Below are 14,284 nucleotides of genomic sequence, written 5' to 3' on the forward strand. Positions count from 1 at the left end.
GGTGAAGTCGAAAAGGGCGCCGATTGTAACGCAGCTGGGGATTGCGGCGAGGGTGCTCAGGCTAGGCACATTCCTCGTAGCAGCTGGCGAAGCCTGCGTTCGGCTGCGCAGCGGCCGTAAATCCTGCCTCCACGGTTAACCTGAAAAACATCGTGTCTGATTTTTACGACTGCTTCGCAGCCGAACGCAGCCTCGCGGGCTCGGCAGCTGCTACGAATCGTGTAACCGCAGGGGCAGCGTTTCACCGCAAAATGTGTCTACACCCGAAACTGCTTGAGCAGACCATTCAGCTGCTCACTGAGCTCTTTCAAATGCACGCTCGCGGCGCTCGACTGCTCAGCGGCCAATGCGGTGCTGTGAGACAAACCGGCGGCCTGGGTGACGTTCTGGTTGATGTCCTCGACCACATGCGCCTGCTGCAGGGTTGCGCTGGCAATCGATGCGTTCAGACCATTCAGGTTGCGCAGGGCCTGGCCGATCGCGTTCAGGCTGGCACCGGCCAACCCGGCCTGTTCAATGGTCAGTTGCGAGGCCCGACTGCTGTCGCCGATCACTTTGACGGCGGCCTCGGAATGGTTCTGCAAGCGCTCGATCATTGACTGGATTTCAGCCGTGGACTTTTGCGTGCGCTGTGCCAGCAGCCGGACTTCATCGGCCACCACCGCAAAACCCCGTCCTTGCTCACCGGCGCGGGCCGCTTCAATGGCCGCATTGAGCGCCAGCAGATTGGTCTGTTCGGCGATCGAGCGAATCACTTCGAGTACGCTGCCGATCTGTGTGCTTTCAGCGGCCAGGGTGCGGATAACCTCGACGGCTTGATCGATCGTGCTCGACAGCTGATCGATTTGCTGCAAGCTCCCATCGATGTTCACTTGCCCCTGTTGTGCCTGAGCTTCGGCATCGCGCATTTCGCTGGCGGCGTGTTCGGCATTCCTGGCCACGTCCTGCACGCCATAGGTCACTTCATTGATGGCGGTCGCCACCAGCTCCATTTGTTGTGACTGTTGCTGGCTGCGCGCCTGGGCTTGGACTGCATCGTTCCCCAAGTCGCGGGATGACTGCCCCAGAGCACTGGCGGACTGTTGCAACTGGCTGATGACCAGACGCAACTTTGCCGTAAAGGCGTTGAAATGCCGCGCCAACTCGGTCACTTCGTCCTGTCCGTGGGTATCAAGGCTACGGGTCAGATCGCTTTCACCGCTGGCGATATTGGCCATGGCGTTCACGGTTTCCTGGAGTGGACGCAGGATACTGCGCGCAATCAAGATCACCAACAGCGCCATCATCACGGCAATAGCGAGCCCGACAAACGATGTTTGCCACATCTGTGCGTAGAATTCGGCCTGCATATCATCAATGTACACACCCGAACCAATGACCCAGCCCCAGGGTTCGAAGAGTTTCACGTAGGAGGTCTTCTGGACAGGGGTGCTGGCGCCAGGTTTCGGCCAGCGATAGTCAACCACGCCGGCGCCTTTGGCCTTGGCGATAACCACCATCTCGTTGAACAACGCGAAGCCGTCCGGATCCTTGATCGTGGAAAGGTTCTGCCCTTCGAGTTTCGGATTGGTCGGGTGCATGACCATCACGGGCGTCAGGTCGTTGATCCAGAAGTAGTCGCTCTGGTCGTAGCGCAACCCGCGAACCACGCTCAATGCCTGCTTCTGCGCCGCATCGCGGGTCAGGGTACCGGCGGTTTCCAGGTCATGGTAGTAGGCCAGAATGCCGCTGGCCGTCTGCACCACATGTTGGGTTTTCTGTGCCTTGGCTTGATAAAGGTCATCGTGGATCTGCTTGAGCATCAGCACACCCAACGTCAACAGCATCAGCACAGCCACAATCAAGATGAGCCACAAACGACGGCTGATCGACACACTGCGCAAGCTATTCATAACCGTGTACTCCGGGTTTTTGTTCTTGTTCTTGTCATAACCGACCGCCAGCATTGAGGCACGCTTTCGCCTCCGGGCCAACCCTACTCAAGTCTCATAACGGCGCAGCGTTATTCAGGCATGTCTGATAGGATTTCGGCCGCGTCAGTAGAAACCTGAATCAGCGCTGATTTCTCACGAGATTTTTTACGGTTTTGCGTGGGGCTTGAGCGCGTTGTCGTTCAGTGACGCTGATCGCAGTGGACGCTTAAACATTATTAACGAGGCATGCCTTGGAGGCATCGTTTCATTGGGGGATTAATGGATTTTTGGACCGCCGTTCAGGCTTTGATTCTTGGCATTGTAGAAGGACTTACAGAGTTTTTGCCCATCTCCAGTACCGGGCACCAGATTATCGTCGCGGATTTGCTCAACTTCGGTGGCGAGCGCGCGATGGCGTTCAATATCATCATCCAGCTCGGCGCGATCCTGGCCGTGGTCTGGGAGTTTCGCCGCAAGATACTCGACGTGGTGACGGGCTTGCCCACGCAGCGCGGTGCCCAACGGTTTACCGTCAACTTGTTGATCGCTTTCATGCCGGCTGTGGTGTTGGGTGTGATCTTCGCCAATATGATTCATAAGTACCTGTTCAACCCGATCACCGTGGCCACCGCACTGGTAGTGGGCGGGATCATCATGTTGTGGGCTGAGCGTCGCGAGCACACCGTGCACGCTGAAACCGTCGACGAGATCACCTGGAAAGATGCGCTGAAGGTCGGTTTCGCCCAGTGTCTGGCGATGATTCCCGGCACTTCGCGCTCCGGTTCGACGATCATCGGCGGTTTGTTGTTTGGCTTGTCGCGTAAAACCGCCACCGAGTTTTCGTTCTTCCTGGCCATGCCGACCATGGTCGGTGCCGCGGTGTACTCCGGCTATAAGTATCGCGATCTGTTCCAGGCCGCTGACCTTCCGGTGTTCGCCATCGGCTTCATCACTGCATTTGTATTCGCGATGATCGCGGTCAAGGGCTTGCTCAAGTTCATTGCCAGTCACAGCTACGCAGCGTTTGCCTGGTACCGGATCGCATTCGGTTTGCTGATTCTGGCGACCTGGCAGTTCGGTTGGGTCGACTGGGCAGCTGCCGAATCGTGATCAAGCCACGCAATGGGCGCGGGATTCAAAACCCGCGCCTCAAAGGCCTGGTGTTCCTGGTGCTGTGCGCCTTACCGGCTTTTGGTTCGATGCTTCTATGGTGGCGCGGGATTTCGCTGATTCCGCTCGCGGCTTACGCCATCGTCAGCCTGCTGGCGTTCGTGCTGTACTGGAGCGACAAGCGCAAGGCCCGGGCCGACAGCTGGCGTACACCGGAAAACGTGCTGCATGCAGTCGAACTGGCCGGTGGCTGGCCGGGCGCCTTGCTCGCCCAGCAAGTGTTTCGGCACAAGACCCGCAAAGTGTCCTATCAGTTGGTGTTCTGGATCATCGTGCTGCTGCATCAGGTGTTCTGGATCTGGACAGCAGTTTCAAGCTTCAAGCTGTAAGCGGCAAGCCTAAAGCAATAACCCGACCTGCACGCGCTTGGGCAACTTGCTCACCACCAGTTGATGAGAGCGTTGCAGCAAGCTTTGCAGCTCATCGGCGCCAAGCGGGTAGGGCGTTTGCATGATGATCCACTGTGCCCTTGCCAGATAGGGTGCAGGCCCAATGCCCGGGCGGTCGACATGTCCCAGAAACAGCTCTTTGTCGACCTTGAACGCCAATGACTCACCCCGCAGGTTTTGCAGGGCGAACATCTTGTTTCCAGCCACTGAGAACACCCGCACGCCACCCCATTTGTAATCCTCTTGCGCGCCGGGCAGCGCCAGGCAGAAACGCGCCACGTCTTCCTCGTTCATCGGTTTAGCCTTCATAACAATCGATCCCCGCAGGCTTTGAATGATTCGGTCAAATGGTCGATCCAGGCGCGCACCGCCGGTAGCAAACCGCGCCGATGAGGGTAGACCGCCAGCAGCCAACCGCCAGGCAGCGACCACTCGGGCAACAATTGCACCAGTGAGCCGTTTTCCAGTTCCTCTTCGCAGTACATCATCGGCAGCAGGGTGAAGCCAAGACCCGCAAGCACGCAGGCTTTGCGCACGATGAAATCATCGATCCCCAGCCGTGCTTCCAGCGTCAGGTCGCAGGTTTTACCCTGAGCGTCGAGCATGCGCACATGCACCATGCGATCGGCCTCCAGAGCGCCGAGCACCGGAACCTGCTTCAGATCTTCCGGGTTGCTGATCGGGTGATCGCGTAGAAAGGTCGGGCTGGCGATCATCACCATTTGCGCCTGACGCAGGCGCCGGGTAACCAGCAACGGGTCTTCATCTCCCAGATCACGCACTCTCAAGGCAACGTCGATGCCTTCGGTCACCAGATCGACCCGGCGGTTGAGCAACTGCATCTCCAATTGCACATGAGGGAAACGTTCCAGAAACGAGCTGATGACCGATGGCAAAAACTCATGGGCCAGCCCAACGGGGCAGGAAACCCGCAACCGCCCTCGGGGCTCGCTGGACATGCTGGCGACGGCCTCGTCAGCCATCTCGGCCTCCAGCAGCATCGCCTGACAATGGCGCAAATAGCGCTCGCCTACGGCGGTCAACTTGAGCTGGCGAGTGGTGCGCTGGAGCAAGCGGGCGCCCAGGCGCTCTTCAAGTTCGGCGATGCGCCGCGACAGCCGCGACTTGGGAATGCCCAACAGGCGCCCGGCGGCGGCGAAACCGCCGGCTTCGACCACTTTAGCGAAGTAGTAAAGGTCATTGAGGTCTTGCATGGCGTGACTCGACTGTCCTGTCAGTGGGACGAACTATCGCATTGTTGCTGGCTAATCAGCTATTGGTTTCGTCTGTAGGATTGTCCTCACTAGATCGCCCAGTGGCGATCCTCACTTGGAGATCCCACATGAAACTCTTGCACATCGATTCGAGCATCCTTGGCGACAACTCGGCTTCCCGTCAGTTGAGCCACAGTGTCGTCCAGGCCTGGAAAACCGCCGAGCCTGCAGCCGTGGTTACCTACCGCGATCTGGCCGCCGATGCCATCAGCCACTTCTCCTCGACGACGCTGGTCGCTGCCGGTACCACTGCTGAGTTGCGTAATGCCGCACAACAGCACGAAGCCGGGCTGAGCGCCTCGACCCTGGCTGAATTCCTCGCTGCCGATGCCGTCGTGATTGCAGCGCCGATGTACAACTTCACCATCCCGACTCAGCTCAAGGCCTGGATCGACCGCATTGCCGTTGCCGGCCAGACTTTCCGCTACACCGAAGCCGGCCCTGAAGGCCTGTGCGGTAACAAGAAAGTCGTGGTGGTGTCGACTTCTGGCGGTATGCACGTGGGTCAAGCGACGGGCGTAGGTCACGAAGAGTATTTGAAAGTCATGCTGGGCTTCATGGGCATCACCGACATCGAGTTCGTCCGCGCCCATGGCCTGGCTTATGGTGACGACGTTCGCAGCAAAGCCATGAGCGACGCTCAGGCGCACATCAGCGAGCAATTGTTCGCTGCCGCGTAAGGCTTTCGTAAAGAGTTAAGAAGCTCAGGCTATACCCACTAGACTCTGTACCCTGATCGTCGTAAAACGATCGGGGTACGGAGTCTTTCTGTTTCTGAATCAAAAGCGCTGTCGTTTCAGGTGTTGGCCCAGGTTATGCAGTCTCGGGTTATCGGCTCCGTTCTGCTGAGACCTTGAAAGCGGTAAACGCTGGCACAAGGCTCTAAATCCAAGGGATTGGAAAAAAACGGGTATTTCAATCAGGTAACAAGGTGGGGCATCCCATGGTGCGTCTTAGTGCAATGTTACTGATCTGCCTGCTCAGCAGCCTGAATACAGTGCAAGCCGCGTTCGCGCCGCATCCTACTCATTGGAGCGTTGGCTACCATGTGCTGACGTTTCTTGATCCGCTGGATTTGCAGCCGATGCGGGCCATCGCCTTTTACCCGTCGACCGGCATCGAGCATTCAAGCAAGGTCGAGGGCTATCAAATCCAGGCGACCGAAGACGCGAGAGTCGCCATTGGGCGCTTTCCGATGCTGATGCTGTCCCACGGCAACTACGGCACTCCACTGGCCTTGCATGACCTCGCGACATCGCTGGCACGCAAAGGCTTTGTGGTGGTGGCGGTGATTCATCCCGGTGACAACTCCAAGGACCACAGCCGCTTCGGTACGTTGAGCAACCTCTATGGGCGCCCGATCCAGATTTCCGAAGCCATTACCGCATCCCTCGCCGACCCGATGCTGTCGCCGTTCGTCAATCCCGACGAGGTCGGGGTGATCGGTTATTCGGCCGGTGGCGAAACCGCGTTGATTCTCTCGGGCGCCACACCGGACCTGAATCGTCTGCGGCGTTACTGCAAGGAGCGTCCTGACGACGGAGACGCCTGCAGCACCAACGGTGAACTGATTGTCGACCGAGATGACTTGCGGCCAGTCGCTGACCCACGGGTTCACGCCTTGTTGCTGATGGCGCCATTGAGCCTGAAGTTTGGTCGCCACACCCTGGCCGGCGTGCATGTGCCGGTGCTGCTCTACAGCGGCGATGGCGACAAACTGGTCGCGCTCGATAAAAACGCTGCGGCGCTCGCTCGCAAACTACCCATTGCCCCGGATTTCAAACTGCTGGCCGGAGCCGGGCACTTCGTGTTCATGGCGCCGTGTACCAAGGACCAGCTCGCGGCAATGCCGGCTTTGTGCACCGATGCCGACGGCGTTGACCGTGAGGACATTCACCGCAACCTGATCTCCGAAGCCGGGCGTTTCTTTTCCAGTACGCTGAGCAAGCCAAGTCGGGCCGGGATGCAGACCGCCGACGAGACATCCCCGTAGGCAGGCATAACCTGCGCCTACAGTGGGCTGAGTGCTGAGCGACGTTTCAGGAGCAGGGTCAGCCCCAGTCCGGTGATCGACAGTAGTGCGGCGCAGAAGAAGATCCACGAATAACCCAGATTCAGCGCCACCGCACCCATCAATGGCCCGGCAATCGCCAGCGCCAGATCGAAAAACACCGCATAGGCACTCAAACCAGCGCCACGACTGCTGCTCGGCACTTGCTTGATCGCCTCGACACCCAACGCTGGATAAACCAGCGATAGACCGAATCCGGTGAGCCCCGCGCCAATCAACGCCACCGCCGTCGTAGGTGCTAACCACAGCAGGCCAAGCCCCAGGGTTTCGATGCTCATGCAGGCGATGGCCGAGCTGAATCCACCAAAACGGTTGATGCTGGAGATAAACAGCAGGCGTGCGAGGATGAAGCAGATGCCGAAAACCGTCAGGCACCAGGCCGCGCCAGTCCAGCCGCGACTGATATAGAACAAGGTAATAAAGGTAGTCAGTGTGCCGTAGCCAATCGAGGCCAGGCTCAGGCTCGCGCCAAACGGCGCGATGCGCCCGAACACTGCCCAAAACGGCAATCGCTCACCGCGAATCACCGGCACCGAAGGCTTGTTGCGAATCAGCACCAGTGCAGCCAGCGCCAATACTGAGAGCGCAATCCCAAGACTCGCGAACCCCAACTCACCGACCATCACCACACCCAGTGGCGCACCAATGGCAATCGCGCCATACGAGGCAATGCCGTTCCAGGAAATCGAGCGCGCAGTGTGCTCGGCGCCCACTTGTCCCATGCACCAACTGATGGTGCCGACACCGATCAGGCCCTGGGCGATCCCCAGCAACAATCGACCGCCGATCAGAATCAACAGGCTCAGTAATGGCAGGCTTTGCAACAAGGTCGACAGCAACGTCAGCGCCCCACTGAGCACGATGCCCAGCAAGCCATACACAATCGCCCGTTTGGTGCCGATGCTGTCAGACATACGACCCGCCATGGGCCGGCTGAGCAGGGTGGCGAGGTACTGCGAGCCGATGGTCAGGCCGGCGACGATGGCGCTGAACCCCAGTTGCTCATGGACATACCCCGGCAACATCGCGATCGGCAGGCCGATGCAGAGGAACGCAACAAAGGTATAAAAAACGATGGAGACGATCTGCAGGGTGATCGCCATGGAGCTGACGGGAGGTGTTTGTTGCGCAGACATGAGGGCTCGTTCGCGGGCGGGCGGTTAGAGAAGTGCATCATGGCGCGGGCAAGAAATAAAAGGAAGCAGGCTAACGGTTAATTCCCGTGTGAGCTGGCGCAGCCTGCGATCTTTTTCAGGCCAAAAGATCGCAGCCTTCAGCTCCTACGTTGGAATACGTTTCACTGTAGGAGCTGCCGAAGGTTCGGGCACCGTTCGGACGATCTTTTGATCTTAAGAAAACGATGCCTGCGCTAAGATGGCCGACAAACAAAAAAGGGTTCACCACGTTCAATGTCGGAAAAAGACACCATCTCCATTCACCTGGTGCGTGAGGCGCTGTTGCAAAGTTGCGCAGCCGAGGCGGCCAGCGACGAGGTTTTGCACAAAGTCGGCATCGATCCGCATCTGTTGGACATTGCCGAGGCAAGGGTTCCGGCCACCGCTTATGCGCGGCTCTGGCGGTTACTGGCGTGGCGCATGGACGACGAATTCTTTGGCATGGACCCGCGTCAGTTGAAATCCGGCAGTCTGGAGTTTCTCTGCCGTTGCGCCATGGCCCAGCCGACGCTGGCAGCCGGATTGACGTCCGGGCTGGGGTTTCTGTCGTTGATGCTGGAGCGCATGCCGGCGCAGTTGGTTCATCAGCAAAGCCTGGCGGAAATCGTCCTGTTCGAAGACGACCAGGACCCGCGTCGCGCCTTCACTTATTTCACCTACTGGATGATCGTCCATGGCGTTGCCTGCTGGCTGGCCGGGCGACGGATACCGATTCTGGCCATCGAATTGCGCTGCGCGGAGCCGGACTTCTGCGATGACTATAAGGTGATGTTCTCCGAAAACCTGCGCTTCGACCGACCGCGTACACGAATGATTTTCTCGGCCGATTGCCTGGACCTGCCGATCAAGCGCAGCAGCGACGAACTCAAACGCTTTCTGGCCCATGCGCCGGCCAATATCCTGGTCAAGTACCGCGATCCGCAAAGCCTGGCGAGCCGGATCAAACACGATTTGCGGCAACTCCCTGCCGAACAGTGGCCGGAGACCGACAGCCTGGCGCAGCGGCTGTGCATGTCGGCTTCGACACTGCGTCGACGGTTGGCGGAAGAAGGGCAGACCTATCAGGGTTTGAAGGACAGCGTGCGCAAGGAACTGGCGATTGTCTGGTTGGCGGAGCCTTCAATCAGCTTCGCCGAGATCGCCACGCGGCTCGGGTTTGCCGATACCAGTTCGTTCTACAAGGCGTTTCGCAAGTGGTCCGGGTCCAATCCGGGGCATTACCGCAGTTTGATTCTCAACGAAGCCCATTGATCCAGACTTTGTATTGATCGGTCTGGCCTCATCGCGGGCAAGCCTTGCTCCTACGGACTGCGCATTTCTGTAGGAGCAAGGCTTGCCCGCGATGACGTCCGCCCAGACGCCACATCTCTTGAATCTTGGCCAAACCAGTCACGCAACTTGAAAGCTTTGACCATTGTCCTGCGCCGCCCGCGGAGCGAGTATTTCCTGAGTTTTTACGGTTCCCCCAACCTAATAAAAATACAGAGGGATTCTGGCAATGCGCGATTACCTGTCTGCGACTTCACAGTTCAACTATCAGCACACCGTCGATGCTGCGCTCAAAGGCTCGTTGACAGCCCTCAACGCCTGCGTTGAATGCTGCGACCGCCATGCCTTGCCCGGACGCATCGCCTTGTTCTGGGAGGGTCGCGACGGTGCCAGCGCCACGTACACCTTCAGCGACTTGCAGGACAAAGCCGCGCGCTTTGCCAATTTCCTGCTGGCTCAAGGCGTGAGAAAAGGCGACAAGGTTGCGGGCCTCTTGCCACGCAATGTCGAATTACTGATTGTGGTCTTCGCCACCTGGCGTGTCGGCGCGGTCTACCAACCGCTGTTTACCGCCTTCGGCCCGAAAGCCATCGAACACCGCCTCAACAGTTCCGGTGCCGCCGTGGTGGTGACTGACGCGGTCAATCGTCCAAAGCTTGATGAAGTCGCCGACTGCCCGACCATCGTCACCGTCGGTGGCCCGAAAGGTCAGGGCATCGTCCGCGGCGACTTCAGCTTCTGGGCCGAACTGCCCAACTATTCTGCTCAATGCGAACCGCTGCTGCTGAGCGGCGAAGACCCATTCCTGCTGATGTTCACTTCGGGCACCACCGGCCCGTCGAAAGCCCTGTCGGTGCCGCTGAAGGCGATTGTTGCATTCCAGAGCTACACCCGTGACGCGGTGGACCTGCGCCCTGAAGATGCGTTCTGGAACGTCGCCGATCCGGGCTGGGCCTATGGCATCTATTTCGGCGTGACCGGGCCGTTGTCCATGGGCCATCCGATCACCTTTTACGATGGTCCGTTCACCCTCGAAAGCACCTGCCGGGTGATCAACAAATACGGCATCACCAATCTCACCGGTTCACCGACCGCGTACCGTTTGCTGATCGCTGGCGGCGATGAGTTCGCCCGTTCGATCAAAGGCAAACTGCGCATTGTCAGCAGCGCCGGTGAACCGTTGAACCCGGAAGTGATCCGCTGGTTCGCCGACAACCTCGAGGTGGTGATCCACGACCATTACGGCCAGACCGAACTCGGCATGGTGCTGTGCAACCACCACGGCCTTGAGCATCCGGTCCATGTCGGCGCGGCAGGGTTTGCGTCGCCCGGTCACCGAATCGTGGTGCTGGATGAGGCCTGCAACGAATTGTCGGTCGGTCAGCCAGGGATCCTCGCCATCGATCGCACACAATCACCGATGTGCTGGTTCGCCGGTTACGAAGGCGCGCCGACCAAGGCCTTCGTCGGCAACTATTACTTGAGTGGCGATACCGTCGAGTTGAACCCGGACGGCAGCATCAGCTTCGTCGGCCGCAGCGACGACGTAATCACCACCTCCGGCTACCGGGTCGGCCCGTTCGATGTGGAGAGTGCATTGATCGAGCATCCCGCGGTGGTTGAAGCGGCCGTGATCGGCAAACCGGATCCGGAACGCACCGAACTGGTGAAAGCCTTCGTCGTGCTGAGCGCGCAGTACCGTGCTTCGCCCGAGCTTGTCGAGGAGCTGCGTCAGCACGTGCGCAAACGTCTGGCGGCACACTCATACCCACGTGAAATCGAATTTGTCAGCGAATTGCCGAAAACCCCAAGCGGTAAATTGCAGCGCTTTATCTTGCGCAACCAGGAAATCGCCAAGGCTCAAGAGGCCGTAGCGAAGAACGTTTCAGCTTGAATCCAAGGAAACAATGATGCAGATCGAAAACAAGGTTTTTCTCGTCACCGGCGGTGCGTCGGGTCTGGGCGCGGCCACCGCTGAAATGCTGGTGGGCGCCGGTGCCAAAGTGATGCTGGTGGACTTGAATGCCGAAGCCGTCGCCGCTCAGGCAAAACGGCTCGGCGTGCACTGCGTCGTGGCGGACATCAGTCAGGAAGCGGCAGCTGAATCGGCAGTGCAAGCGACAGTCGCAGCCTTTGGTGGCCTGCATGGGTTGGTCAACTGTGCCGGCGTGGTCCGCGGCGAGAAAATCCTCGGCAAGAACGGCCCGCACGCGCTGGCAAGTTTTAGCCAGGTGATCAACGTCAACCTGATCGGCAGCTTCAACATGCTGCGCCTGGCGGCTGCGGCGATCGCCGAAACCGAAGCCAATGAAGACGGCGAGCGCGGGGTGATCATCAATACCGCCTCGGTGGCCGCCTTCGACGGCCAGATCGGCCAGGCCGCTTACGCCGCTTCCAAAGGTGCGATTGCCAGTCTGACCTTGCCCGCCGCTCGTGAACTGGCGCGCTTCGGCATCCGCGTGATGACCATCGCTCCCGGTATCTTCGAAACCCCAATGATGGCCGGTATGACCCAGGAAGTCCGTGACTCGCTGGCTGCTGGCGTACCGTTCCCGCCACGCTTGGGTAAACCGGTTGAGTACGCCGCGCTGGTCAGGCATATCATAGAAAACAGCATGCTCAACGGCGAGGTGATCCGTCTCGACGGTGCCTTGCGTATGGCCGCCAAATAAGGAGTATTTGTCATGACTATTACCCACGATCCAATCGTTATCGTCAGCGCCGTCCGCACCCCGATGGGCGGTTTTCAAGGTGAACTGAAAAGCCTCACCGCTCCACAACTGGGCGCTGCGGCGATTCGCGCTGCTGTCGAGCGTGCCGGTGTGGCTGCCGACGCGGTAGAAGAAGTGCTGTTTGGTTGCGTGCTGTCCGCCGGCCTCGGTCAGGCCCCGGCACGTCAAGCTGCGCTGGGCGCCGGGTTGGACAAATCGACCCGTTGCACCACCCTGAACAAAATGTGTGGTTCGGGCATGGAAGCCGCCATCCTGGCCCACGACATGCTGCTGGCTGGCAGTGCCGACGTGGTGGTTGCTGGCGGGATGGAAAGCATGTCCAACGCACCTTACCTGTTGGACCGCGCCCGCAGCGGTTACCGCATGGGCCACGGCAAAGTGCTCGATCATATGTTCCTCGATGGTCTGGAAGATGCCTACGACAAGGGCCGCCTGATGGGCACCTTCGCCGAGGATTGCGCCGAAGCCAACGGCTTCACTCGTGAAGCGCAGGATGAATTTGCAATCGCTTCGACCACCCGTGCCCAACAGGCGATCAAGGACGGCAGTTTCACTGCTGAAATCGTTCCGCTTTCAGTCATGGTCGGTAAAGAGCAAAAGCTCATCACCGATGACGAACAACCACCGAAAGCCAATCTGGACAAGATCGCCAGCCTGAAACCGGCGTTCCGCGACGGCGGTACGGTGACGGCGGCCAACTCCAGCTCGATTTCCGACGGCGCGGCGGCGTTGCTGCTGATGCGTCGTTCGGAAGCTGAAAAACGCGGCCTGAAACCCCTTGCGGTGATCCACGGTCATGCAGCCTTCGCTGATACGCCGGGGCTGTTCCCGGTGGCACCGGTGGGCGCGATCAAGAAACTGCTGAAGAAAACCGGCTGGTCGCTGGATGAAGTCGAGCTGTTCGAAGTCAACGAAGCCTTCGCGGTGGTCAGCCTGGTGACCATGACCAAGCTGGAAATCCCCCACAGCAAGGTCAACGTCCACGGCGGCGCCTGTGCCTTGGGTCACCCGATTGGTGCTTCTGGCGCACGGATACTGGTGACCTTGCTCTCGGCCCTGCGCCAGAAAGGCCTGAAGCGCGGCGTTGCAGCGATCTGCATCGGCGGCGGTGAAGCCACGGCCATGGCCGTTGAATGCCTGTATTAAGGAATCAACATGCTACCGACTGACGAACAACTACAAATCAGCGACGCGGCCCGGCAATTTGCCCAGGAACGGCTCAAACCGTTCGCCGCCGAGTGGGATCGTGAACACCGCTTTCCCAAGGAAGCCATCGGCGAGATGGCCGAGCTGGGCTTCTTCGGCATGCTGGTGCCGGAGCAGTGGGGCGGTTGCGACACCGGTTACCTGGCGTACGCCATGGCCCTGGAAGAAATCGCCGCCGGCGATGGCGCCTGCTCGACCATCATGAGCGTGCACAACTCGGTGGGTTGCGTGCCGATCCTCAAGTTCGGCAACGACGACCAGAAAGAGCGCTTCCTCAAACCCTTGGCCAGTGGCGCTATGCTCGGGGCGTTCGCGCTGACCGAGCCGCAGGCCGGTTCCGACGCCAGCAGCCTGAAAACCCGTGCCCGCCTGAACGGCGATCACTACGTGCTCAACGGCTGCAAGCAGTTCATCACCTCGGGGCAAAACGCCGGGGTGGTGATCGTCTTCGCGGTCACTGATCCGAGTGCCGGCAAACGCGGGATCAGCGCTTTCATCGTGCCCACCGATTCACCGGGCTACAAGGTTGCGCGGGTCGAAGACAAACTCGGCCAACACGCCTCGGACACCTGCCAGATCCTCTTTGAGGATGTGAAAGTGCCGGTGGCCAATCGGCTGGGCGAGGAGGGCGAAGGCTACAAAATCGCCTTGGCCAACCTTGAAGGTGGGCGCGTCGGGATTGCCTCGCAATCGGTCGGCATGGCCCGCGCGGCGTTCGAAGCGGCCCGCGATTACGCCCGTGAGCGCGAGAGTTTCGGCAAAGCGATCATCGAGCATCAGGCAGTAGCCTTTCGACTGGCTGATATGGCCACGCAAATCGCCGTCGCCCGGCAGATGGTGCATTACGCCGCCGCCCTGCGTGACAGCGGTAAACCCGCGCTGGTGGAAGCCTCGATGGCCAAGCTGTTCGCCTCGGAAATGGCCGAGAAGGTCTGCTCGATGGCGTTGCAAACCCTCGGTGGTTACGGTTATCTGAGCGACTTCCCGCTGGAGCGGATTTACCGCGACGTGCGGGTTTGTCAGATCTACGAAGGCACCAGCGATATTCAGCGCATGGTCATTTCGCGCAATCTTTAAATAGGACA

At 59.4% G+C, this 14,284-nt stretch carries 13 protein-coding genes; 9 read left to right on the forward strand and 4 right to left on the reverse strand.

The window, feature by feature from the left end:
* Nucleotides 1-257: 257 nt before the first annotated feature.
* Nucleotides 258-1,892 carry a methyl-accepting chemotaxis protein gene (locus ACIPIN_RS00160; RefSeq protein WP_401113637.1) on the reverse strand — a complete coding sequence of 545 codons (1,635 nt, stop codon included), beginning with the start codon at nucleotides 1,890-1,892 and terminating at the stop codon, nucleotides 258-260.
* Nucleotides 1,893-2,192: 300 nt separating this feature from the next.
* On the opposite strand from ACIPIN_RS00160, the gene ACIPIN_RS00165 reads away from it, so the two are divergent.
* The gene (locus ACIPIN_RS00165) at nucleotides 2,193-3,023 is read left to right on the forward strand and encodes an undecaprenyl-diphosphate phosphatase (protein ID WP_401113640.1); all 831 of its coding nucleotides are present in this window, start codon (nucleotides 2,193-2,195) and stop codon (nucleotides 3,021-3,023) included.
* Nucleotides 3,020-3,412: a DUF1294 domain-containing protein gene (locus tag ACIPIN_RS00170; protein WP_401113643.1), complete on the forward strand. Its 393-nt coding sequence runs from the start codon at nucleotides 3,020-3,022 to the stop codon at nucleotides 3,410-3,412. Before ACIPIN_RS00165 ends, ACIPIN_RS00170 begins: the two co-directional genes overlap by 4 nt.
* A gap of 9 nt (nucleotides 3,413-3,421) precedes the next feature.
* Here ACIPIN_RS00170 and ACIPIN_RS00175 read toward each other — a convergent pair whose 3' ends face one another.
* Nucleotides 3,422-3,781: an MmcQ/YjbR family DNA-binding protein gene (locus tag ACIPIN_RS00175; RefSeq protein ID WP_401113644.1), complete on the reverse strand. Its 360-nt coding sequence runs from the start codon at nucleotides 3,779-3,781 to the stop codon at nucleotides 3,422-3,424.
* Nucleotides 3,778-4,686, reverse strand: coding sequence for a LysR substrate-binding domain-containing protein (locus ACIPIN_RS00180; RefSeq protein ID WP_401113647.1), 909 nt, complete (start codon nucleotides 4,684-4,686; stop codon nucleotides 3,778-3,780). The genes ACIPIN_RS00175 and ACIPIN_RS00180 overlap by 4 nt, the downstream gene beginning before the upstream one ends.
* Before the next feature lie 128 nt (nucleotides 4,687-4,814).
* Here ACIPIN_RS00180 and ACIPIN_RS00185 point away from each other — a divergent pair, with 128 nt between their 5' ends.
* The gene (locus ACIPIN_RS00185) at nucleotides 4,815-5,426 is read left to right on the forward strand and encodes an FMN-dependent NADH-azoreductase (protein ID WP_401113650.1); all 612 of its coding nucleotides are present in this window, start codon (nucleotides 4,815-4,817) and stop codon (nucleotides 5,424-5,426) included.
* A gap of 263 nt (nucleotides 5,427-5,689) precedes the next feature.
* Nucleotides 5,690-6,739, forward strand: coding sequence for an alpha/beta hydrolase family protein (locus ACIPIN_RS00190; protein ID WP_401113652.1), 1,050 nt, complete (start codon nucleotides 5,690-5,692; stop codon nucleotides 6,737-6,739).
* A 17-nt stretch (nucleotides 6,740-6,756) separates the two neighbouring features.
* On the opposite strand, the gene ACIPIN_RS00195 is transcribed toward ACIPIN_RS00190, so the two are convergent.
* Nucleotides 6,757-7,953 (reverse strand): MFS transporter, encoded by a 1,197-nt coding sequence (locus ACIPIN_RS00195; protein ID WP_401113655.1) that lies wholly within the window; start codon nucleotides 7,951-7,953, stop codon nucleotides 6,757-6,759.
* Nucleotides 7,954-8,226: 273 nt separating this feature from the next.
* On the opposite strand from ACIPIN_RS00195, the gene ACIPIN_RS00200 reads away from it, so the two are divergent.
* The 5 genes from ACIPIN_RS00200 (at nucleotide 8,227) to ACIPIN_RS00220 (ending at nucleotide 14,276) form a co-directional block, all read left to right on the forward strand.
* Nucleotides 8,227-9,243: an AraC family transcriptional regulator gene (locus ACIPIN_RS00200; RefSeq protein WP_401113658.1), complete on the forward strand. Its 1,017-nt coding sequence runs from the start codon at nucleotides 8,227-8,229 to the stop codon at nucleotides 9,241-9,243.
* 247 nt (nucleotides 9,244-9,490) lie between these two features.
* Nucleotides 9,491-11,155, forward strand: coding sequence for an AMP-binding protein (locus ACIPIN_RS00205; protein WP_401113660.1), 1,665 nt, complete (start codon nucleotides 9,491-9,493; stop codon nucleotides 11,153-11,155).
* Nucleotides 11,156-11,171: 16 nt separating this feature from the next.
* Nucleotides 11,172-11,933 carry an SDR family NAD(P)-dependent oxidoreductase gene (locus tag ACIPIN_RS00210; protein WP_401113663.1) on the forward strand — a complete coding sequence of 254 codons (762 nt, stop codon included), beginning with the start codon at nucleotides 11,172-11,174 and terminating at the stop codon, nucleotides 11,931-11,933.
* 12 nt (nucleotides 11,934-11,945) lie between these two features.
* Complete coding sequence (locus tag ACIPIN_RS00215) at nucleotides 11,946-13,139, forward strand: acetyl-CoA C-acyltransferase (RefSeq protein ID WP_401113665.1); 1,194 nt, start codon at nucleotides 11,946-11,948, stop codon at nucleotides 13,137-13,139.
* A gap of 9 nt (nucleotides 13,140-13,148) precedes the next feature.
* A complete protein-coding gene (locus ACIPIN_RS00220) occupies nucleotides 13,149-14,276 on the forward strand; it encodes an acyl-CoA dehydrogenase (RefSeq protein ID WP_401113668.1) in 1,128 nt (375 codons plus the stop codon).
* Nucleotides 14,277-14,284: the final 8 nt, after the last annotated feature.

Source organism: Pseudomonas sp. NPDC087697, assembly GCF_044743155.1.
Taxonomy (GTDB): Bacteria; Pseudomonadota; Gammaproteobacteria; order Pseudomonadales; family Pseudomonadaceae; genus Aquipseudomonas.